Here is an 18,637-nt window from a genome sequence, read left to right as displayed (position 1 = left end):
CCATGAACGCCAAGCGCCCAACTTGCGCGGCGCCTGCACTCGAAACGCCCGCGCCCGCCGCCAGCCAGACCTACAGCTATAGCGATCTGCCCCTTGTGGAATCGGCCAGCACCGCGCTCGCCGAGGAAGTTGCGTTGGCGATCGCCTACAACGGCATCAGTCAGGCGGTGATGCTGGTGACGCCGACGGATCTGGAAGATTTCATCGTCGGTTTCAGCCTCGGCAGCGGCATCATCGAAGACGCCAGCGACATTTATGACCTGCAACTGACCGGCGCGGGCTCGGCGCAATACGCGCAGGTGACCATCGCCAACCGCGCGTTCTGGAACCTCAAGCAACAGCGCCGACAACTGGCCGGCACCAGCGGTTGCGGGCTGTGCGGCGTTGAAGCCGTCGAGCAAGCCTTGCCCGATCTGCAAGTCCTGCCCGGCGCACCGTTGCCGCCCGCTGCATGGCTCGACGGTCTGCGCCAGCGCATCGGCGCGTTCCAGCCGCTCGGTCAGCACTGCGGCGCGGTACACGCGGCGGTGTTCATGAACGCCAGCGGTGAATTGCTGCTGGGCCGTGAAGACATCGGCCGGCACAACGCCCTCGACAAACTGATTGGCGGACTGATCCGGCAGAAAATTTCCACCGAAGGCGGCCTGGCGATTGTAACCAGCCGTTGCAGTCTCGAATTGATCCAGAAAGTTTTACGCGCCGGCATCCAGACCCTGGTCAGCCTGTCCGCGCCCACGGGCCTTGCCGTGCAATGGGCCCGTCGCCACAACCTCAATCTCATCCACCTGCCGCAGAAGAATGCGCCGCGGGTCTACAGCCCAGCGATGGAGAATCAAGCGTGAGCCAACATCATCAAGCCGACCAGAAACCTGTCCCGCGCTACAAACCTTACAAAGGTGCAGCCGGCGGCTGGGGTGCGCTGATCAGCGTGGCCCAAGCCTGGTTGACCAGCGACAACGCGTTGAAAAACCTGCGAATGATGCTCAAGACCAACCAGAATGGCGGCTTCGACTGCCCGGGCTGCGCCTGGGGCGATTCGCCGGAGAGCGGCATGGTCAAGTTCTGCGAGAACGGCGCCAAAGCGGTGAACTGGGAAGCGACCAAGCGTCGGGTGGACGGCAAGTTCTTCGCCAAACACAGCGTCACGTCGTTGCTGGAGCAGAGCGACTACTGGCTTGAATACCAGGGCCGCCTGACCGAGCCGATGGTCTACGACGCCGAGACCGACCGCTACAAACCCATCGCCTGGGACGATGCCTTTGCAATGATCGGCAAACACCTGCAAGCGCTGTCGAGCCCGGACCAGGCCGAGTTCTACACTTCGGGCCGTGCCAGCAACGAAGCGGCGTACCTGTATCAGCTGTTCGTGCGCGCCTACGGCACCAACAACTTCCCGGACTGCTCGAACATGTGCCACGAGGCCAGCGGTGTGGCGTTGGCGCAGAGCGTTGGCGTCGGCAAAGGCACCGTGACTTTCGACGACTTCGAACACGCCGACGCGATTTTCGTCTGGGGCCAGAACCCCGGCACCAACCATCCCCGGATGCTCGAACCCCTGCGTGAAGCGGTGAAGCGCGGCGCGCAAGTAGTGTGCATCAACCCGCTGAAAGAACGTGGCCTGGAACGCTTCCAACACCCGCAGCACCCGATCGAAATGCTCACCAACGGCGACAAGCCGACCAACACCGCGTACTTCCGTCCAGCACTGGGCGGCGACATGGCGGTGCTGCGCGGCATGGCCAAGTTCCTCTTGCAGTGGGAGCGCGATGCGCAGAAGGCCGGCACGCCGGCAGTGTTCGATCATGACTTCCTCAATGCGCACAGCGCCAACGTGCTGGAGTATCTCGGCGTGGTCGATGACACGCCGTGGGAGCAGATCGTCGCGCAGTCCGGCCTGACTCTGGTGGAGATCGAGCAAGCGGCGCGCATGTACGCCAAAGGCAAGAACGTCATCATGTGCTGGGCGATGGGTATCACTCAGCATCGCCATTCGGTGCCGACCATCCAGGAAATCGCCAACCTGATGTTGCTGCGCGGCAACGTCGGCAAACCCGGCGCTGGCCTGTGCCCGGTGCGCGGTCACAGTAACGTGCAGGGCGACCGCACCATGGGCATCAATGAGCGTCCACCGGTGGCGTTCCTCGATTCACTTGAGCGGCGCTTCCAGTTCAAGGTGCCGCGTGACAACGGGCACAACGTGGTCGAGGCGATCCACGCCATGGCCGAGGGCCGCGCCAAGGTCTTCATCGGTCTGGGCGGCAACTTCGCCCAGGCCACGCCGGACAGCCCGCGTACCTTCGCGGCGCTGAGCAATTGCGACCTGACCGTGCAGATCAGCACCAAGCTCAACCGCAGCCACCTGGCCCACGGTAAAGATGCGCTGATCCTGCCGTGCCTGGGTCGAACCGACATCGATATCCAGGCCGAAGGCCCGCAAGCGGTCACCGTGGAGGACTCGTTCAGCATGGTTCACGCCTCCAATGGCCAGTTGCAGCCGCTGTCGAACCAGATGCGCTCGGAGCCTGCGATCATCGCCGGCATCGCCGCCGCCACCCTGGGCAGCAAACCGGTGGACTGGAACTGGCTGGTGGCCGATTACCGGCGCATCCGCGACCTGATCGCCGATACCATTCCGGGCTTCAAGGACTTCAACGAGAAGGTCAAGAACCCGGGCGGTTTCTACCTCGGCAACAGTGCCGGTGCACGCAAGTGGAACACCCCGTCGGGCCGGGCCAATTTCCGCGCGAACATGCTGCCCAAGGATCTGGTGCACGAGCGTACCCGCGCCACCGGGCAACTGCCGGATCTGATCCTGCAATCGATGCGCTCCCACGACCAGTACAACACCACGATCTATGGTCTCGACGACCGTTACCGCGGGGTCAAGGGCCAGCGCGATGTGCTGTTCGCCAACGAGGCCGACATCATTCGCCTGGGCTTCCGCCCGGGGCAGAAGGCCGACATCGTGTCGATCTGGGATGATGGCCGTGAGCGTCGGGTGAAGGGCTTTACCTTGCTGGCGTTTGATATTCCTGCGGGGCAAGCGGCGGCTTATTACCCGGAAGTGAATCCGCTGGTGCCGCTGGAAAGCACCGGGGATGGCAGCCATACGCCGACGTCGAAGTTCATTGCGATCCGGCTGGAGGCTGCAAGCGAGACTGGGTTGATCATGGCCAAATCTGCGTAAAGCGTTGCCTGGACTGACCCCTTCGCGAGCAAGCCCGCTCCCACATTGGAATGCATTTCAAATGTGGGAGCGGGCTTGCTCGCGAAAGCGGTGGCACATTCAACAAAAATCTTTGTACCCTGCACCCTTCCAACGCCCACAAAAAAGGCCGCTTTTTCACAAAAGCGGCCTGTCCGAAGTAGCTAAAGACCGGCGAAAATCGCTTAAGTTCCGCATACAAAACAGCAACTTGCATAATTGTATACAAGTCGTGTTATTCGTCGGATTTCGATTGTCAGCCTTGTTACACAGCCTCAGGATCGGCGCCGTCATCCCTTTGAGGCTCCTCTATGAAGTTCTCCTCGATTCTCTTGTTGTCCCTTGGCCTGGTCAGTGGCTTCGCTTCTGCCGGAGGCACCACCGAAGCAGGTGTGGGCGGCGCATTGGGCGGGGTTCTTGGCTCGGTCGTCGGTCAGTCTTTAGGCGGCAGCACAGGTTCAACCATTGGCGCAGCCCTGGGCGGCGCGGGTGGTAGCGCGGTCGGCGCCAACAAACACAGCCGTGGCGAAGCGGCCATTGGCGGTGCGTTGGGCGCAGCCGGCGGTAACGTGGTTGGCCGCAGCATGGGCGGCACCACCGGCAGCCTGATCGGTGCCGCAGCAGGTGGCGGCGCCGGTGGCGCGCTGGGCAATTACATGGGTAACCAGAGCAATGACGAGGGTCGTCATTACGATCGCGGCCGTGACGACCGTCGCTACTATCGCGACCGTCACCCTGGCCGTGGCCACGCTTATGGCCACCGCAAGCATCACCGCTACTATCGCGACTAATCCGTTGCGTTAAGCGCGAAAGCAAAAATCGCAGCCCAAGGGCTGCGATTTTTTTTGCTCTGGTTCAAACCACCAGACGCTCCAGCGCGTCACGCAATCTGCCTGGAATCGGCACCGGCTGATTGCTCGTCCGGTCCACGAATACATGGACAAAACGCCCCGCCGCACACGCCTCGCTTTCACCAACCTTGAACACCGCCAGTTCATATTGCACCGAACTGTTACCCAGCTTGCCGACCCGCAGACCGATCTCGATCAGGTCCGGGAAAGCGATCGAGGCGAAATAATCGCAAGATGAACTCACGACAAAACCCACTACCTCGCCGTCGTGGATATCCAGGCCACCGACCTGAATCAGGTAAGTGTTCACGGCAGTATCGAAAAAGCTGTAGTAGGTGACGTTGTTGATGTGGCCATAAGCATCGTTGTCGTGCCAGCGGGTGGTGATCGGCTGGAAATGCGGGTAATCGGCGCGTTGCGCCATGGTGCTGGACATCGGTATCGACTCCTTGAGTTATCTGTCCAGTCTAAAGGTAAAAACCTTTGCCTCGCGCCGCCAGCTCGCCAATCAGTGGCGCCGGCCGCCATTGATCGCCCTGTCGCGTCTCCAGCGCCAGCAAGCGCTTGTGAATGTCCGCCAGCCCCTGATCGTCCGCCCAGGCCATCGGGCCGCCTCTGTCCGCCGGGAAGCCGTAGCCATTGAGGTACACCTGATCGATGTCATGCGCCGATTCGGCAATGCCTTCCTGCAGAATTTTCGCGCCCTCGTTGACCAGCGCCAGAAGACACCGCTCGAGGATTTCCTCGGACCCAATCTCCCGGCGCTGAAAGCCGAGGCCTTCGCTGACGCTCAATATCAGCGCATCGACCTCGGGATCATGCTCGGCCTGACGACTGCCTGGCTCATAGTGGTAATAACCATTGCCGGATTTCTGCCCGAATCGGCCCATCTCGCACAAGCGGTTGTCGACCTGAACCTCTGGCGCATCCTGCCCCTTGCCGGCCAATTCGCGCGCGCGCCATTCCAGATCGATGCCCACGACGTCATACATGCGGAACGGTCCCATGGCGAAACCGAAGCCCTGCAAAACCGTATCGACCTGCTGTGGATAAGCGCCCTCGAGCAGCATCTTGCGCGCCTCCAGCACATACGGATGCAACATGCGATTGCCGATAAAACCGTGGCAGTTGCCCGACACCACACTGACCTTGCCCATGCGCTTGCCCAGAGTCAGTGCGGCTTCCAATACCGCCGGTGAAGTCTGCGCCCCGCGAACGATTTCCAGCAGTTTCATGATGTGCGCGGGGCTGAAGAAATGCAGGCCGAGCACTTGCGATGGACGTTTTGTTGCAGCGGCAATCGCATCAATATCCAGTGCCGAGGTGTTGCTCGCCAACAACGCCTCAGGCTTGAGCAGGCCATCCAGTTCGCGAAAGATCTTCTGCTTGAGCGCGAGGTTTTCGTACACCGCTTCGATCACCAGATCGACATTACGGATTGCCGGGTAATCCGCCGCCGCGCTGATCCGGGCAAGACGTGCATCCGCTTCGACCTGATCGATCCGGCCCTGGCGCACGTTGTGTGCATAAGTCTGCGCCACGGTGCCCAGCGCCTGTTCGAGCATCTGTGGATTGTTATCGACCCACTGCACGGCGATGCCGGCATTGGCCAGGCACATGACAATACCGCGGCCCATGGTGCCCGCGCCGATCACGGCAGCTTGCTGAATATCGAAGGATGTCTGGCTCATGTTGTTCTCTTGTTGGCGATCCGAAGACAGCCTTCACCATAGTCAGGCACCGGGCGTTTTTGAAGTTTATTACCGTGATGAGCGACATTCAGCGCATGGATACAGGCCGCCATGGCATCACACGCGCCTGTGGGCGCGGGCTTGCTCGCGAAGGCGTCATGTCAGTTGAAATTTCCATGCATGACACTCCGTTTTCGCGAGCAAGCCCGCTCCCACAGGGTTTGTATTTACTCGAGCAGATGATTGTCAGCCCAACTGCGGACCTCCGCGTACGGATACTGCTCCAGCGCCGCATACCCCGAGATCGTCCGCGCCTTCAACTTGGTAAACAGCGGCACGCTGATCCCGCACAGAAAACGCGTCAGGCGCTCCGCCGTCGGCACGCTGCCGGTGTGCTGTTCGTGCCTGTGGATAAAATCACCGCACAACGCCGCAAAATTTTTATCCACAAGCGCTGGCAACTCGGGAGGTGCCGGCAGCCGCGCGACATCACCGTGGCACACCGAACAGTGCCCGCAGTGCTCGGGCGCATTGTGGTCGCCGAAGTACTCGGCCAGGCGATAACCCAGGCAGCGCTCAGTGGCGAACAGTTCGAGCATGGCGTGAATCCGCGCGACTTCAGTCTGTTCATGCCGGGTGAAGTACTCGTGCAACTCGGCGCTCAGCACAGCGCTGTCGAAATCGCTGTGCAGCACGTTGTAGACCTCGGTCATCTGCTTGCTCTCAAGCTCGACCCAGCCCTTCTCCTGAAAATAATCCAGCGCCGTCACCACCCGATTGCGCTCAGCCGAATACTGCGTGTACATCGCCTCAAAATTCACCGTGGCCCAGGTACGTGCGCGGCTGGAGGTGTGAATGATGGCCGCGACAAACTCCCTGCGCTCTCCCTCGAAACGCTCAAGCAACGCTTCCGGCTCCAGCAGGTATTTGAAACGGTACTCGGCGTAATAGGCATAGCGCGGAGCAATCAGGCCGCGCAGCTCCATTTGCACCAGCAAAGTCTTCAGCGGCAGCGTGCGAATGTTGCTCTGATCCGCCAACGGCCCGAGCAGAAACTCCCACTGTCCTTCAGCTGCGGCAGCCTGCATTTCCTCCAGCACACAACGTATCCCCTCGCGCTCCGGGGTATCGCCGTAGACGAAATTTTCCAGCACGTTGAGGCTGTCGCGGTTGGCCAGCACCAGGCAATCCGACGGCTGTCCGTCCCGTCCGGCGCGACCGATTTCCTGACTGTAGTTCTCGATGGATTTCGGCAGGTCGAAATGCACCACGTTGCGGATGTCACTTTTATCGATGCCCATACCAAAGGCAATGGTCGCGACAATGCAATTGGACTGTCCGGCCATGAAGCGCTTCTGGATCGCCTCGCGCTGATCGTTGGGCAACCCGGCGTGATAGGCCTCGGCCTGTATGCCGTTGCGCCCCAGATGTTCGGCGATGTGCTCGGCGGTTTTCTGCAGCGTGACGTAGACGATGCTCGGCTGGCTCGCGCGCTCGCTCATCCACTCCACCAGCCGCCGGCGCTTGTCCTGGCCACGCACCGGTTCTACCAGCAGATTGAGGTTTGGGCGATAGAAACCGGTGGTCACAACATCTTCGGCAGCGATGGCGAATTTGGCTTGCATGTCGGCGATGACTTTCGGCGTCGCCGTGGCCGTCAGCAGCAGCGTTTGCGGGATATTGAACTGACGCTGGTAGTCCGGCAGCTTCAGGTAGTCGGGGCGGAAGTTGTGGCCCCATTCCGAGATGCAGTGCGCCTCGTCAATCACCAGCAGCGAGATCGTCACCTGCTGCAAAAAATTGCGAAAACGCTCGTTCTTCAGGCGCTCCACCGAGATCATCAGGATCTTCAATTCACCCGAACGGGCGCGAGCCATCACATCATTGGCGTCATCGCGGCTTTGTGCCGAATCGATGCTGCCGGCACTGATGCCGTGACGCTTGAGGAATGCCAGTTGATCCTGCATCAACGCCAACAGTGGCGAGACCACCAGGGTCAGATGTGGCAGCAACAGTGCCGGTACTTGATAGCACAGCGACTTGCCAGACCCGGTGGGGAAAATCGCTGCCGCCGAGCGCCCGGCCAGTACTGCGCTGATCGCGGCTTCCTGCCCGGGTCGAAACTGTGGATAACCGAAAACCTGTTCCAGGGTGTTGTGCATGCGCTGTCACTCCGTTGACCGCTGTGATGCCAACAGCCTAGCGGGCGATCGCAGCGAGTCGAGAAAAGGCCGGGGTCAATTCAATACGGGATGATACAGCCAATAGCGCAGATAACTCGGTCCACTGCAGGAGCGAGCCTGCTCGCGAAGGGGCACAAAACAGCGATACAAACTTACCCGTTCAGGGCCGCAAAACCGCCACTCGCAGTTGCTCGTTCAACACCTGCTCATGCACGCCCTGGCTCTTGCTCGCCCACAACGCATGAGCCGGGCTGATGTCACCGGTGAAGGCCGCCGCCAATTGCCGCAGTTCCGCAACACTGCGCACGCGCGGGCAGAACGGCTGCCCGTCACAGTCAACGCTGGCGTTGCGATAGGTGCTCAGCAAACGATCCCACAGACCGTCACGCACCTGCCTGATCGACTTGAGCTGCACATGCGGCACACCCAGTCGCTGCTCCAGCCCTGCCTCGTCCAGCGCTTCACTGGCGAGCAAGGCCCTGCCGAACATCAACACCTCGGCGCGCGAGGCGGTATCGATGCCAGTCTGGCTGGAGAGCGCATCGGGCCAACCGGTGCGTTCGAGGTCGGCAAACGTCCAGCTGTTGCCGACACCAGACGCCATGGCCAAACGGCAACCACTGGCCCACAGCAATAAAATCGAGGCCATACGTAGCCACTGCATACTCAATTCCCTTTAAGCGCGTATCGGACGTTTGGAAACGTCCTACAGATTCTGGCGCGCACCATACATAGATCTGCCAAGAAACGCCTGTGAATCCTGTGGGAAATTTCTGCGCTAGGGGTTTCACCCCGAAAAAACCGCAAAACCTTGTAGGGCATATGCCCGGCCCTCGGAAAATCCCCTACGAACGGCGTCCATTGCGGCGCTCTTGTGAGTGCTCGCCACGCACTTCTATAGTGGCCGGCGCGACTGACCACTGAATCAGCCCCGCCCGAGTGCCTTTGTAAAGGACAAGCCTCACCATGATTACCCGCTATCGCCCTTTGAAGACTTGTTACAACGAAAATCCCGTATTGGTCATCGACACTCAGTCCAGCCATCGCGATCTGCTTGATGCCGCTGACCAGCGACTGCGTGCCGCCAGCGATCTGCTGGAAACCCTTTACTGTTTATGTTTCAAACAGGCCGACGTGAAAGATATACCTAACATCGTCAATGCTCTTTATTTATTAGTGCAGGATGGCTGTGACTTGCTCGAAGTAGCAAAACACAAACCCCAACAACAGACCGACACTGAAAACAACTAAAATCCAGAAACAACAGAATGCTTTAATAAACAGCCAAAAAAGACCTAAGTTGTTGACTCTTACTTTCACCGAGAGCAACACAATGACTGTTTTAACCATATTTTTCTGCGGCACAGGCTCCAACAAGTTTGATACCACCCACGAAAACTTCTGGAACGGCGAACTGATTTCCACCTTGGCTTCCAATCATTTGGGCCACGAGTTTGCCGAGTGGATCGTGGTGGACGGCCCCGGCAGCGGCAACCTGCAGGCCGACGATCTATTCACCAAGACCAAGGAATACGGCATGAGCGGCACCTTGTTCGGCAAGGGCTGGGAAGAAAACGTGTTGCATGCGCTCAACATCATCAAGGGCAAGTGCGACTGGCAACGCGAGCAACTGACTGAAGCCGAATACAATCGCCTGAAAGCTGCCGGCATTCCGATCGAAGATGTAAAAGTCGAGGGTTCCTGGTTCTGGCGCAAATATAATTACGGTAATCGCAGCATTACCCAGCAGCAATTACAGGAAGGAATCATCAAAACCCACCGCAAGGATGGTGTTATTCCGACTCAAGTCAATCTCGTCGGTTGGAGCCGGGGCGGCATCAGTTGCCATATGTTGGCCAATGCAATGTTCAAGGACAGTCTGCTGAAAAACATCCCGGTCAATATCTTTGCACTTGATCCCGTGCCAGGCATTGGTAACTTTCAGGAAGAGCGCGTCAAACTCGCGGGCAATGTCAAAGAGTATGTAGCGTTCTATGCTCGTGACGAACGCTCCAAAGGTTTCAGCTGCGTCATCCCACAGACCGCTACCGGCACTAAAACCTACATCTATCCTATGGCTGGCCGCCACGCCACCATGGCCGGCAATGCCACCAGCAGCGGCGGCGTCCCGACCGGCGCCAGTGATCTGAAAGCGCTGTCCGAGCCCGGACGCATCGTGCGCCACCTCGCCGAAACCTGCCTCAAACGCTGGGGCGTGCAACTGCAAAAAACGTTGAATCTGACCCAGGCCGATCTGGAAAACCTCACCAACGGCATCGTACGCGATGAGACCAAATACAAACTGATGCACAAACATTCCTACACCTATTTCACCGAACTGGACCAAGGCGAACGCTACGTTTCGCTGGGCAGTAAAGGTGTGCCGTTCAGCAGCGTGAAAGGCGAGATCTACAAGCCGGCGACCGGCCTGGCAACCAGTTTGCTGGATATTTCGGCGTATCAGCATTTGCGTTGAAAAACGATGAAAGACCGGTAGGAACGTCCGATGAAATCTTCATCCCGTTCCTACACGCCACGACTCTTTGTCGCCTATCGCGGCTTGAGGGCACAAATCTATAGTCGTGGCTGTCGCTGACAAATCAGCGGCTCGGGCTTGGTCACCTGAATGGATCGTGCATACGCGTCCGCTGTATGCTGCCGGCACTCAATTGCCTGCAGTTTATGGTGGCTGTGTTTATTTGAGGATCAACCAAATGAAAACATGGAATCAATTAGCCGCTGATCGCTACTACTCACTCGAATCCAATCTCACCGACACCAAGCCCCTGATCATCGACACAGAGGCCAATCCGCAAGACATCCTCGAATGCGCCGTCCAGCGCCTGCGCGCCTCCAGCGATCTGCTGAAAACCCTCTACTGCCTCAGCTTCAAACAAGCCGACATCGAAGATATCCCCCACATCACTCACGCTCTTTACCTGCTGACCAAAGACGGCTTTGACCTGTTGCAGGTCGCCCAACAACGAATGCTCAACTGGAAAGCTCCAGTCTGAGGTTGAGTGATCAGATCGTTCCCATGTTCGACATGAGAACGATCACTTACCAGTGATCTACTCAAATTCGTTTCGGCGTCACAAATCGGGTTATTGATGATCTACCCTAAAAATGAACAACACGATCTGTCCAGCGATGAGCGTAAAGCACTCAAGGTCTTGATCGAAAAATGGAGATGACCATGAGCAAATTTTTTGATGAGCTGATGGAAAGTGTGCAAGAGATGGACGAGATCGTACGAGGCGAGCGCACACCTTCTCGCGAACTCCACGTTGATGCATTGCAGGTCAAAGAAATTCGTAAAGCTACCGGTTTGACCCAGGCCAAATTTGCGGCACTGATCGACGTCCAACTCGGCACTCTACGAAATTGGGAACAGGGTCGTCGCGAGCCAACCGGGCCGGCAAAAGCTTTGCTCAAGGCCATTCATAACGACCCGGTTCATGTTTTGATTGCATTGGCTCATTGAGAAAATGAACACCCACAAAAAAGCCGCCCCTAAGAGGCGGCTTTTTCATTCACCAGAACTAAATCTTACAACTTAGGCCCGGCAGCCTTGATCGCATCGCTCACTTCGAACTTCTTGAAGTTCTCGATGAACAGACCGGCCAGCGCCTTGGCCGCTTCGTCGTAGGCAGCTTTGTCAGCCCAGGTGTTGCGTGGGTTGAGCAGGTTGGTTTCAACGCCCGGTACGGCCAGTGGCACGTCGAGGTTGATGGTGTCGAGGTGCTCGGTGGCGGCACCGATCAGCGCGCCGCTCTGGATCGCTGCGATCACCGCACGGGTGGTCGGGATATTGAAGCGTTTGCCGACGCCGTAGCCGCCGCCGGTCCAGCCGGTGTTGACCAGGTAGACCTTGGAGCCGAAGCCGCGGATGCGCTTGATCAGCAGCTCAGCGTATTCGCCAGCCGGACGCGGGAAGAACGGTGCGCCGAAGCAGGTGGAGAAGGTCGACTTGATGCCGCTGCCCGAACCCATTTCAGTCGAGCCCACCAGCGCGGTGTAGCCGGACAGGAAGTGGTAGGCCGCTTGTTCTTCGTTGAGGATCGACACTGGCGGCAACACGCCGGTCAGGTCGCAGGTCAGGAAGATCACCGCGTTTGGCTCGCCGCCCAGGTTCTTCTCGGAACGCTTGGCAACGTGCTCCAGCGGGTAGGCCGCGCGGCTGTTCTGGGTCAGGCTGACATCGGCGTAGTCGGCATGCTTGGCGTCGTCGATGACCACGTTTTCCAGGACTGCGCCGTGCTTGATGGCTTTCCAGATGACCGGCTCGTTCTTCTCGGACAGGTCGATGCACTTGGCATAGCAGCCGCCTTCGATGTTGAAGACAACGCCTTCGCCCCAGCCGTGTTCGTCGTCACCGATCAGGTAACGGCTCTCGTCGGCGGACAGGGTGGTTTTACCGGTGCCCGACAGACCGAAGAACAGGGTCACGTCGCCTTCTTCGCCGATGTTGGCAGCGCAGTGCATTGGCAGCACGTCAGCGGCCGGCAGCAGGAAGTTCTGCACGGAGAACATGGCTTTCTTCATTTCACCGGCGTAACGCATACCGGCGATCAGCACTTTCTTCTGCGCGAAGTTGATGATCACGCAACCGTCGGAGTTGGTGCCGTCACGCTCAGGCACGCACTCGAAGTTGGCCACGTTGAGCACTTGCCACTCGTCACGACCGGCCGGGTTGTACTGGGCCGGGTTGATGAACAGGCAACGACCGAACAGGTTCTGCCAGGCAGTCTGGGTGGTCATTTTCACGGCCAGGTAGTGATCTTCAGCCGCACCTACATGCACGTGGGAAACAAAGTGCTCTTGCGCGTTGTTGAACGCCTCGACACGAGCCCACAGCGCGTCGAACTTGTCGGCCGGGAACTTACGGTTGATCGGGCCCCAGGCGATAGCGGCCTGGGTGGAAGGCTCTTCAACGATGAAACGATCGACTGGCGAACGGCCGGTGCGATGACCGGTGCGGACTACCAGAGCGCCGGTATCGGCAAGCTCGCCCTCACCGCGTTGCAGGGCTTCTTTAACCAGATCATCAACACTCAGATCGGTGTACACGGCGTTATTGGCTTGCGTCATGAGGTTCCCCGTCGGCCAGTGGCCGAGTGTGCTCCAAACGTTTTGTAGTAGAAAGTCGTGCACTACTACCGCGAAAAAAGTGGGCCGGATTATGCCAGAAAAGCCCAAAAAGAGTAGGGTCCTCCCGTCGTAACGGCGAAATTCCGTCGTTACGCAGTGAATTTACCTGCGCTGAACCGTTTTAGTGCCGGGTATCTGACGGCGTGTCGACGCCTGCGCCAGCAAACAATTGAGCAATATCGGCCGCATCGAACAGGTAACGCTGGTTGCAGAACTGGCAATCGATCTCGACTTCGCCACCGCGTTCAGCCACCAGTGCCTGCGCATCTTCCAGACCCAGACTGACCAGTGCATTGCCCGAGCGTTCCCGCGAGCAGCTGCAACGGAAGCGCAGGTTCTGTACATCGAACAGGCGCACCTGCTCTTCGTGGTAGAGGCGATGCAGGACAGTTTCGTTGTCCAGGCTGAGCAATTCATCGGCGGTCAGGGTGCTGGCCAGGGCGGTGATGTGCTGCCAGCTTTCGGCGCGCTCTTCTTCGTCTTTCAGGCGGTCGGCCGGCAGTTGCTGCAGTAGCATTCCGCGAGCACGGCGGCCGTCGGCGAACAGCTTGAAGCGGGTGCCGACCTGTTGCGACATGACGAAATAATTGGTGAAGCACTCGGACAGGGTTTCACCATCGAGGTCGACGATACCCTGGTAACGCTGGCCGATCGTCGGGTCGACGGTCAGGGTCAGGTCACCGCCCGGCATCAGGTCGGCAAGGGTCGCGTCCGCGGCGATCTGCTCGGCGTTATAACGCGCCAGGCCACGGATCTCGCGCTCGCTGGAGCATTCGATCATCAGCAGCGGAATCGGCCCTTCGGAGCGTGCCTGCAAAATCAGCAAGCCGTCGAACTTCAGGGTGCCCACCAGCAGCGAGGCGGCCGCCATCAGTTCGCCCAGCAATTGCGCGACCGGCTCCGGGTACGGGTGCTTGGCGAGAACTTCGGCGTAGCTGCGTTCCAGCGCCACCAGTTCGCCGCGAGTGTCGCTGTCATCGAAGATGAAGCGTTGGGTGTAGTCGGTATCCGGTAGGTCGGTCATAGGTCTGGGTATCTGAATTGATGACAAAAAGGTTACAAAAGATGAAAATCCCGCGCTTCTCCGCACCCGTTTGGTGCGAAATGTTCAGCCACGGGAGGCATTTTATGAACAATCCGGGTTTGTTCCAATCAAGGTGGAACCTCGGCCGGCTGGTTCTGTGCAACATAGTGCCATTAGCGCTACTGGCTTTCTGGTTATGGCCTACGGGCCAGATGCTGTGTGTGATTTTCGACGAGTGGCTGTTCCGCTCGCTCAATGCACCACTGGCCAGCAACCCCATATGGCTCCACATCTGGGCAATTGCAAGTCTGCGTCCGTTCGACATTGTCGTCGGACTGATTCTGCTGACGCTGCTGATCAAGGGCGACTGGGTGTTCAAGGCGATTGATGTACGTCGCGCCTTCTTCGGTTTTTTCTCGATTCTGCTGCTGATGGTGGTGATTCGCGCGCTGTTTTCCAAATTCGCCGACTACATGGACTGGCAGCACAGCAGCCCATCGATGGTGCTGGAAGGCGCGGTGCACCTGAGCGACTATTTCCCGCATCTGGAAAAAGCCTGGGAGCTGAAGGATCGCTCGAGCCAGAGCTTCCCCGGTGACCACGCTTCGGTGTTGCTGATCTGGGCGCTGTTCATGGGCGTGTTCAGTCGCTCAGTCGGCCAGTTCCTGACGATCTGGGGCCTGGCGTTGCTGTTCATGCTGCCACGTCTGGTAGCCGGCGCGCATTGGGGCCAGGACGATTACATCGGCGGCATGCTGCTGGCAGTGTGGGCGTTGGGCTGGGGTTACTACACGCCGTTTGCCTATCACGCCGCCAACTTCTGGCTGAAGGTGACTGCGCCGGTTTTCGCTTTACTGGGCAAGCTGCCGCTGGTTTCGCGGATGAGTGTGGTGTCTGCCGCGAACTGACAGTTTGCACACACCTGCGGTGAGGGAGCTTGCTCCCGCTTGGCTGCGTAGCAGGCACTGAACCAGTCGACTCGGTTGTACTTTGAAATACATGATCGACTGGATAGGGAGTCCTTCGGCCTCCAGCGGGAGCAAGCTCCCTCGCCACAAGTGTGTTCGTCGCACACTACTCGTTGCTGCTGCCACGAAATTTAAACAGATCCCGCCGCTGCTTCTTGCTCGGTTTGCCGTCGGTACTCACACCTAATGCCCCGGCCTTGCGCATCGCCGCAGCCGCTTCACGTTTGGCAATACTCGCCTCGGTCTCGGTATACAGCGTCTGCGCCTCGGGTGCGCCGCGACGTACGATCGACAAGGCTTCAACCCTCACCGTGCGCTCTTCAAAGCCGGTACGAATCTCGAATTCATCGCCAATGCGTGGCTCTTTGCCAGGCTTGCAGCGGTCGCCTCGGCAATGCACCTTGCCACTCTCGATGGCCGCTTTGGCCAAGGCCCGGGTTTTATAAAAGCGCGCCGCCCACAACCACTTGTCGAGACGGACCTTGTCGTCCTCTTCGCTTTTTTGTGCCATGGAATTTCCTCATTCTGAAATATTGATGAACTGTACTACCGTTTCTGTCGTGCCATGAATGACCCCGTCCCGGATTACAATGCACACCAGCCGACACCTGCTTGAGGGGTCGGCGATCCGGGCCGTAGATATCTGTCGCCTTTTAACCCTTATTCTGCGTGAATACCGCGAATTCGGCCGCACGCGGCCCGAGCGGTTTCTGCCGGTTGAGCACCTTTGAAGACATTTGACCATTTGACCGTTGTCGGTCTGCGCGAGTGGGTGGCGCTCCCTGATCTGGGAGTCGCCGGCCTGCGGGCGAAAATCGATACCGGCGCCAGCACCTCCAGCCTGCATGCCACCGACATCGAGCCGTTCGAACGCGACGGCGAGAAGTGGGTGCGTTTCACCGCGCACCTGGGCACGGTGGTGCAGTTGCGTCACCGGCGCTGCGAAGCACCGCTGGTGACGCGCAAAACCATCAAAAGCTCCAACGGCCAGGCGCAGGTGCGCTATGTGATCAGCACCACCCTGGCCCTCGGTGATCGGGTCTGGGCAGTCGAGTTCACCCTCGCCTGTCGCAAGTCCATGCGCTATCGCCTGTTGCTCGGTTCCAAAGCCCTGATCGATGGCCAACTGGTGGTCAATCCGGGCATCAAATATGTACAAGACAAGCCGGTGTTCCCGGTATCTACCTCCTCCACAGGTGTTGCATGAAGATCGCTGTGCTGTCGCGGAATCCGCGTCTGTATTCCACCCGTCGTCTGGTCGAGGCCGGCACCGAGCGCGGGCATGAAATGGTGGTGATCGACACTTTGCGCGCCTACATGAACATCGCCAGCCACAAGCCGCAGATCCACTATCGCGGCAAGCCGCTGGAAGGCTTCGATGCGGTAATCCCGCGGATCGGTGCGTCGGTGACGTTCTACGGTTGCGCCGTGTTGCGCCAGTTCGAAATGATGGGGGTGTTTCCGCTCAACGAATCGGTGGCCATCGCCCGCTCGCGGGACAAATTGCGTTCGCTGCAACTGCTGTCGCGTCGTGGCATCGGCCTGCCGGTCACCGGTTTCGCTCACTCGCCGGATGACATTCCCGACCTGATCGACATGGTCAACGGCGCGCCGCTGGTAATCAAGGTGCTGGAAGGCACCCAAGGCATCGGCGTGGTGCTGTGCGAAACCGCCACGGCCGCCGAGTCGGTGATCGAAGCGTTCATGGGCCTGAAGCAGAACATCATGGTCCAGGAATACATCAAGGAAGCCGGCGGTGCCGACATCCGCTGCTTCGTGGTCGGCGACAAGGTGATCGCAGCGATGAAGCGTCAGGCCAAGCCTGGGGAATTCCGCTCCAACCTGCACCGAGGCGGCAGCGCCAGCCTGATCAAGATCACCCCGGAAGAACGCATGACCGCGTTGCGCGCGGCCAAGGTCATGGGGCTGGCCGTGGCGGGTGTGGATATCCTGCGTTCGAACCACGGGCCGCTGGTGATGGAGGTGAACTCGTCGCCGGGCCTGGAAGGGATCGAGACCACCACCGGCAAGAACGTGGCGGGGATCATCATCGAACACCTTGAGAAGAATGGCGGGCCGAACATGACCCGGACCAAAGGCAAAGGCTGATCCGTTTGAAATGTGGCGGCTGACAGGCCGCCTTCGCGAGCAAGCCCGCTCCCACATTTTGGAATGCGTTCCCCTGTGGGAGCGGGCTTGCTCACGAAGGGGCCATCAGCCCCGCTGAATATCCCGACTGTCAGACCGCATCCCGCGGCAACATCAACCCCAATGGCAACCGCACCCGCGCTTCCAGTCCGCCCCCGGAGCGGTTGCGCAGCTCGACATTGCCGCCATGCATCGACGCAATCCGCTTCACGATCGCCAACCCCAGCCCGGTACCTTTCCCGCCCCGGGCACGGTCGCCACGGGTGAACGGGTTGAAGATCGCCTCAAGCTCCGACGGATCGATCCCCGCGCCACGGTCCATCACGCTTAGCACCACGTACGGCGCGCTGGTATCGCCGGACACATAAGCCGCGACCTCGACGCCGCTGCCGGCATGGTTCAGCGCGTTGCCGATCAGGTTGTTCAGCAGGCGTTTCATCGACACCCGGCGCAGCGGAAACGGCTGGATCGGTTCCAGACGCAGACGCACTTTCTCTTCGCTCTGGTTGTACGGCGCGGCCACTTCACGCACCAGATCGCTCAGATCGACTTCCTCCACCGACTCGTCACGACCGTCGCGAATGAACGCGAGGAACTGATCGAGAATCGCGTCCATGTCTTCGATGTCGCGCACCATGTCGTCGGTCAAATCGTTGCGATCGCCCATCAGTTCCAGCGACAGACGCAAGCGGGTCAACGGTGTGCGCAAGTCATGGGAGACCCCCGCCAGCATCAGCTCACGCTCACGGCCGGCCTGCTCGACGTCTTCGGCCATCTGGTTGAAGGCGCGATACACCTCGGTCATCTCACTCGGTGTGTCGCTGATCGGCAAACGCACGCTGCGGCCCTGACCGAGTTGTCGGGCGGCGTACACCAGGCGCTTCAAGGGCTGGTTGAGCTGGCTGACGAAAATCCACGCCGAGGCCGTGGACAGCAAACCGATGGCGAGGAACCAGCCGAGTACGTTCCAGATTTTCTGGCCGCGCAATGGATGCGGGTACAACGGCACTTTCAGCCAGCCGTCACCGAGGCTTGGCGCACGCACCCACAGCGCCGGCGGCGAGTGCATGCGCAAGCGCACTTCGGTGTCGGCGCCCAGTTCCGCCTGCATCTGCCGCTGATAGATTTCACTGTACGGCCAGTGCTGCTCGCCCTCTGGCACACCAGCACCGACCACCCGGATCAGGGTCGCGGCATCGGCGATCTTCGCGCGATTTTCTTCATCGGCCGCCCAATAGGCGCGCAGCGTCAGGGCGACGCCGTGGCTGTATTGGCGATCCACCAGCACGTCCTCGTTCATCAACAGATAAACCAGGGTCAGCGCCTTGGAAAACAGCACGACGATGAGCACCAGCCACAGGGTGCGGGAGAAAAAACTTTGGGGGAACCAGACGGGGGTTTTCATCGATAACCGTT

Annotated in this window: 18 protein-coding genes and 1 pseudogene; 11 read left to right on the top strand and 8 right to left on the bottom strand. The window is 59.4% G+C overall.

What is annotated here, in order from left to right; all coding sequences use genetic code 11:
- Window positions 1–2: 2 nt before the first annotated feature.
- The 3 genes from fdhD to ACOYXG_RS00740 all read left to right on the top strand — a co-directional run bounded on the left by fdhD (window position 3) and on the right by ACOYXG_RS00740 (window position 3,996).
- Complete coding sequence (gene fdhD, locus ACOYXG_RS00750; protein ID WP_096796718.1) at window positions 3–842, top strand: formate dehydrogenase accessory sulfurtransferase FdhD; 840 nt, start codon at window positions 3–5, stop codon at window positions 840–842.
- Window positions 839–3,187, top strand: coding sequence for an FdhF/YdeP family oxidoreductase (locus ACOYXG_RS00745; RefSeq protein WP_210556834.1), 2,349 nt, complete (start codon window positions 839–841; stop codon window positions 3,185–3,187). Before fdhD ends, ACOYXG_RS00745 begins: the two co-directional genes overlap by 4 nt.
- A gap of 329 nt (window positions 3,188–3,516) precedes the next feature.
- Window positions 3,517–3,996, top strand: a complete 480-nt coding sequence (locus ACOYXG_RS00740; protein ID WP_027611218.1) for a glycine zipper domain-containing protein — start codon at window positions 3,517–3,519, stop codon at window positions 3,994–3,996.
- 64 nt (window positions 3,997–4,060) lie between these two features.
- On the opposite strand, the gene ACOYXG_RS00735 is transcribed toward ACOYXG_RS00740, so the two are convergent.
- From ACOYXG_RS00735 to ACOYXG_RS00720, 4 genes are all read right to left on the bottom strand, one after another.
- Window positions 4,061–4,492 (bottom strand): acyl-CoA thioesterase, encoded by a 432-nt coding sequence (locus ACOYXG_RS00735; RefSeq protein ID WP_097086913.1) that lies wholly within the window; start codon window positions 4,490–4,492, stop codon window positions 4,061–4,063.
- A gap of 31 nt (window positions 4,493–4,523) precedes the next feature.
- Window positions 4,524–5,747, bottom strand: a complete 1,224-nt coding sequence (locus tag ACOYXG_RS00730; protein WP_285373149.1) for a 3-hydroxyacyl-CoA dehydrogenase — start codon at window positions 5,745–5,747, stop codon at window positions 4,524–4,526.
- Between the two features lie 227 nt (window positions 5,748–5,974).
- Window positions 5,975–7,909, bottom strand: coding sequence for a RecQ family ATP-dependent DNA helicase (locus ACOYXG_RS00725; RefSeq protein WP_460355324.1), 1,935 nt, complete (start codon window positions 7,907–7,909; stop codon window positions 5,975–5,977).
- 181 nt (window positions 7,910–8,090) lie between these two features.
- The gene (locus tag ACOYXG_RS00720; RefSeq protein ID WP_103368284.1) at window positions 8,091–8,594 is read right to left on the bottom strand and encodes a polysaccharide deacetylase; all 504 of its coding nucleotides are present in this window, start codon (window positions 8,592–8,594) and stop codon (window positions 8,091–8,093) included.
- Between the two features lie 302 nt (window positions 8,595–8,896).
- On the opposite strand from ACOYXG_RS00720, the gene ACOYXG_RS00715 reads away from it, so the two are divergent.
- From ACOYXG_RS00715 to nadS, 5 genes and pseudogenes are all read left to right on the top strand, one after another.
- On the top strand, window positions 8,897–9,181 hold the full coding sequence (locus tag ACOYXG_RS00715; RefSeq protein ID WP_460355321.1) for a hypothetical protein: 285 nt from the start codon (window positions 8,897–8,899) through the stop codon (window positions 9,179–9,181).
- An 82-nt stretch (window positions 9,182–9,263) separates the two neighbouring features.
- Window positions 9,264–10,406 (top strand): hypothetical protein, encoded by a 1,143-nt coding sequence (locus ACOYXG_RS00710; protein WP_460358373.1) that lies wholly within the window; start codon window positions 9,264–9,266, stop codon window positions 10,404–10,406.
- A gap of 238 nt (window positions 10,407–10,644) precedes the next feature.
- Window positions 10,645–10,944, top strand: a complete 300-nt coding sequence (locus tag ACOYXG_RS00705) for a hypothetical protein (RefSeq protein WP_027611211.1) — start codon at window positions 10,645–10,647, stop codon at window positions 10,942–10,944.
- A gap of 66 nt (window positions 10,945–11,010) precedes the next feature.
- A pseudogene (locus ACOYXG_RS00700) lies at window positions 11,011–11,124 on the top strand (type II toxin-antitoxin system RelE/ParE family toxin); the annotation flags it as partial.
- A gap of 2 nt (window positions 11,125–11,126) precedes the next feature.
- Window positions 11,127–11,414, top strand: coding sequence for a NadS family protein (gene nadS / locus ACOYXG_RS00695; protein WP_027611210.1), 288 nt, complete (start codon window positions 11,127–11,129; stop codon window positions 11,412–11,414).
- A 65-nt stretch (window positions 11,415–11,479) separates the two neighbouring features.
- Here the strand turns inward: nadS and ACOYXG_RS00690 are convergent, their stop codons facing one another.
- Together ACOYXG_RS00690 and hslO are read right to left on the bottom strand one after the other, a co-directional pair.
- Window positions 11,480–13,021, bottom strand: coding sequence for a phosphoenolpyruvate carboxykinase (locus ACOYXG_RS00690; protein ID WP_027611209.1), 1,542 nt, complete (start codon window positions 13,019–13,021; stop codon window positions 11,480–11,482).
- Window positions 13,022–13,202: 181 nt separating this feature from the next.
- Complete coding sequence (gene hslO, locus ACOYXG_RS00685; protein ID WP_098966688.1) at window positions 13,203–14,105, bottom strand: Hsp33 family molecular chaperone HslO; 903 nt, start codon at window positions 14,103–14,105, stop codon at window positions 13,203–13,205.
- Between the two features lie 104 nt (window positions 14,106–14,209).
- Here hslO and ACOYXG_RS00680 point away from each other — a divergent pair, with 104 nt between their 5' ends.
- Complete coding sequence (locus tag ACOYXG_RS00680; RefSeq protein ID WP_460355318.1) at window positions 14,210–15,013, top strand: phosphatase PAP2 family protein; 804 nt, start codon at window positions 14,210–14,212, stop codon at window positions 15,011–15,013.
- 166 nt (window positions 15,014–15,179) lie between these two features.
- Here ACOYXG_RS00680 and ACOYXG_RS00675 read toward each other — a convergent pair whose 3' ends face one another.
- On the bottom strand, window positions 15,180–15,584 hold the full coding sequence (locus tag ACOYXG_RS00675; protein ID WP_003220645.1) for an RNA-binding S4 domain-containing protein: 405 nt from the start codon (window positions 15,582–15,584) through the stop codon (window positions 15,180–15,182).
- Window positions 15,585–15,800: 216 nt separating this feature from the next.
- Here ACOYXG_RS00675 and rimB point away from each other — a divergent pair, with 216 nt between their 5' ends.
- On the top strand, window positions 15,801–16,280 hold the full coding sequence (gene rimB, locus ACOYXG_RS00670) for a retropepsin-like aspartic endopeptidase RimB (RefSeq protein WP_003220644.1): 480 nt from the start codon (window positions 15,801–15,803) through the stop codon (window positions 16,278–16,280).
- The gene (gene rimK, locus ACOYXG_RS00665; protein WP_007949201.1) at window positions 16,277–17,182 is read left to right on the top strand and encodes a 30S ribosomal protein S6--L-glutamate ligase; all 906 of its coding nucleotides are present in this window, start codon (window positions 16,277–16,279) and stop codon (window positions 17,180–17,182) included. The genes rimB and rimK overlap by 4 nt, the downstream gene beginning before the upstream one ends.
- Before the next feature lie 130 nt (window positions 17,183–17,312).
- On the opposite strand, the gene ACOYXG_RS00660 is transcribed toward rimK, so the two are convergent.
- Entirely contained in the window at window positions 17,313–18,626 is a 1,314-nt protein-coding gene (locus ACOYXG_RS00660) for an ATP-binding protein (RefSeq protein WP_027611205.1), read from the bottom strand.
- Window positions 18,627–18,637 lie beyond the last annotated feature (11 nt).

The sequence above is a fragment of the Pseudomonas sp. G3-39 genome, from assembly GCF_054790485.1.
Note: the sequence above shows the minus strand (reverse complement) of the source record. Positions and strands in the feature narration are given on the sequence as shown.

Bases quoted from the DNA above. Each gene is read 5' to 3' on its own strand.
- fdhD (WP_096796718.1), top strand. From the start codon at position 3: ATGAACGCCAAGCGCCCAACTTGCGCGGCGCCTGCACTCGAAACGCCC.
- ACOYXG_RS00740 (WP_027611218.1), top strand. From the start codon at position 3,517: ATGAAGTTCTCCTCGATTCTCTTGTTGTCCCTTGGCCTGGTCAGTGGC.
- ACOYXG_RS00735 (WP_097086913.1), bottom strand. From the start codon at position 4,492: ATGTCCAGCACCATGGCGCAACGCGCCGATTACCCGCATTTCCAGCCG.
- ACOYXG_RS00730 (WP_285373149.1), bottom strand. From the start codon at position 5,747: ATGAGCCAGACATCCTTCGATATTCAGCAAGCTGCCGTGATCGGCGCG.
- ACOYXG_RS00725 (WP_460355324.1), bottom strand. From the start codon at position 7,909: ATGCACAACACCCTGGAACAGGTTTTCGGTTATCCACAGTTTCGACCC.
- ACOYXG_RS00720 (WP_103368284.1), bottom strand. From the start codon at position 8,594: ATGCAGTGGCTACGTATGGCCTCGATTTTATTGCTGTGGGCCAGTGGT.
- ACOYXG_RS00715 (WP_460355321.1), top strand. From the start codon at position 8,897: ATGATTACCCGCTATCGCCCTTTGAAGACTTGTTACAACGAAAATCCC.
- ACOYXG_RS00710 (WP_460358373.1), top strand. From the start codon at position 9,264: ATGACTGTTTTAACCATATTTTTCTGCGGCACAGGCTCCAACAAGTTT.
- ACOYXG_RS00705 (WP_027611211.1), top strand. From the start codon at position 10,645: ATGAAAACATGGAATCAATTAGCCGCTGATCGCTACTACTCACTCGAA.
- nadS (WP_027611210.1), top strand. From the start codon at position 11,127: ATGAGCAAATTTTTTGATGAGCTGATGGAAAGTGTGCAAGAGATGGAC.
- ACOYXG_RS00690 (WP_027611209.1), bottom strand. From the start codon at position 13,021: ATGACGCAAGCCAATAACGCCGTGTACACCGATCTGAGTGTTGATGAT.
- hslO (WP_098966688.1), bottom strand. From the start codon at position 14,105: ATGACCGACCTACCGGATACCGACTACACCCAACGCTTCATCTTCGAT.
- ACOYXG_RS00680 (WP_460355318.1), top strand. From the start codon at position 14,210: ATGAACAATCCGGGTTTGTTCCAATCAAGGTGGAACCTCGGCCGGCTG.
- ACOYXG_RS00675 (WP_003220645.1), bottom strand. From the start codon at position 15,584: ATGGCACAAAAAAGCGAAGAGGACGACAAGGTCCGTCTCGACAAGTGG.
- rimK (WP_007949201.1), top strand. From the start codon at position 16,277: ATGAAGATCGCTGTGCTGTCGCGGAATCCGCGTCTGTATTCCACCCGT.
- ACOYXG_RS00660 (WP_027611205.1), bottom strand. From the start codon at position 18,626: ATGAAAACCCCCGTCTGGTTCCCCCAAAGTTTTTTCTCCCGCACCCTG.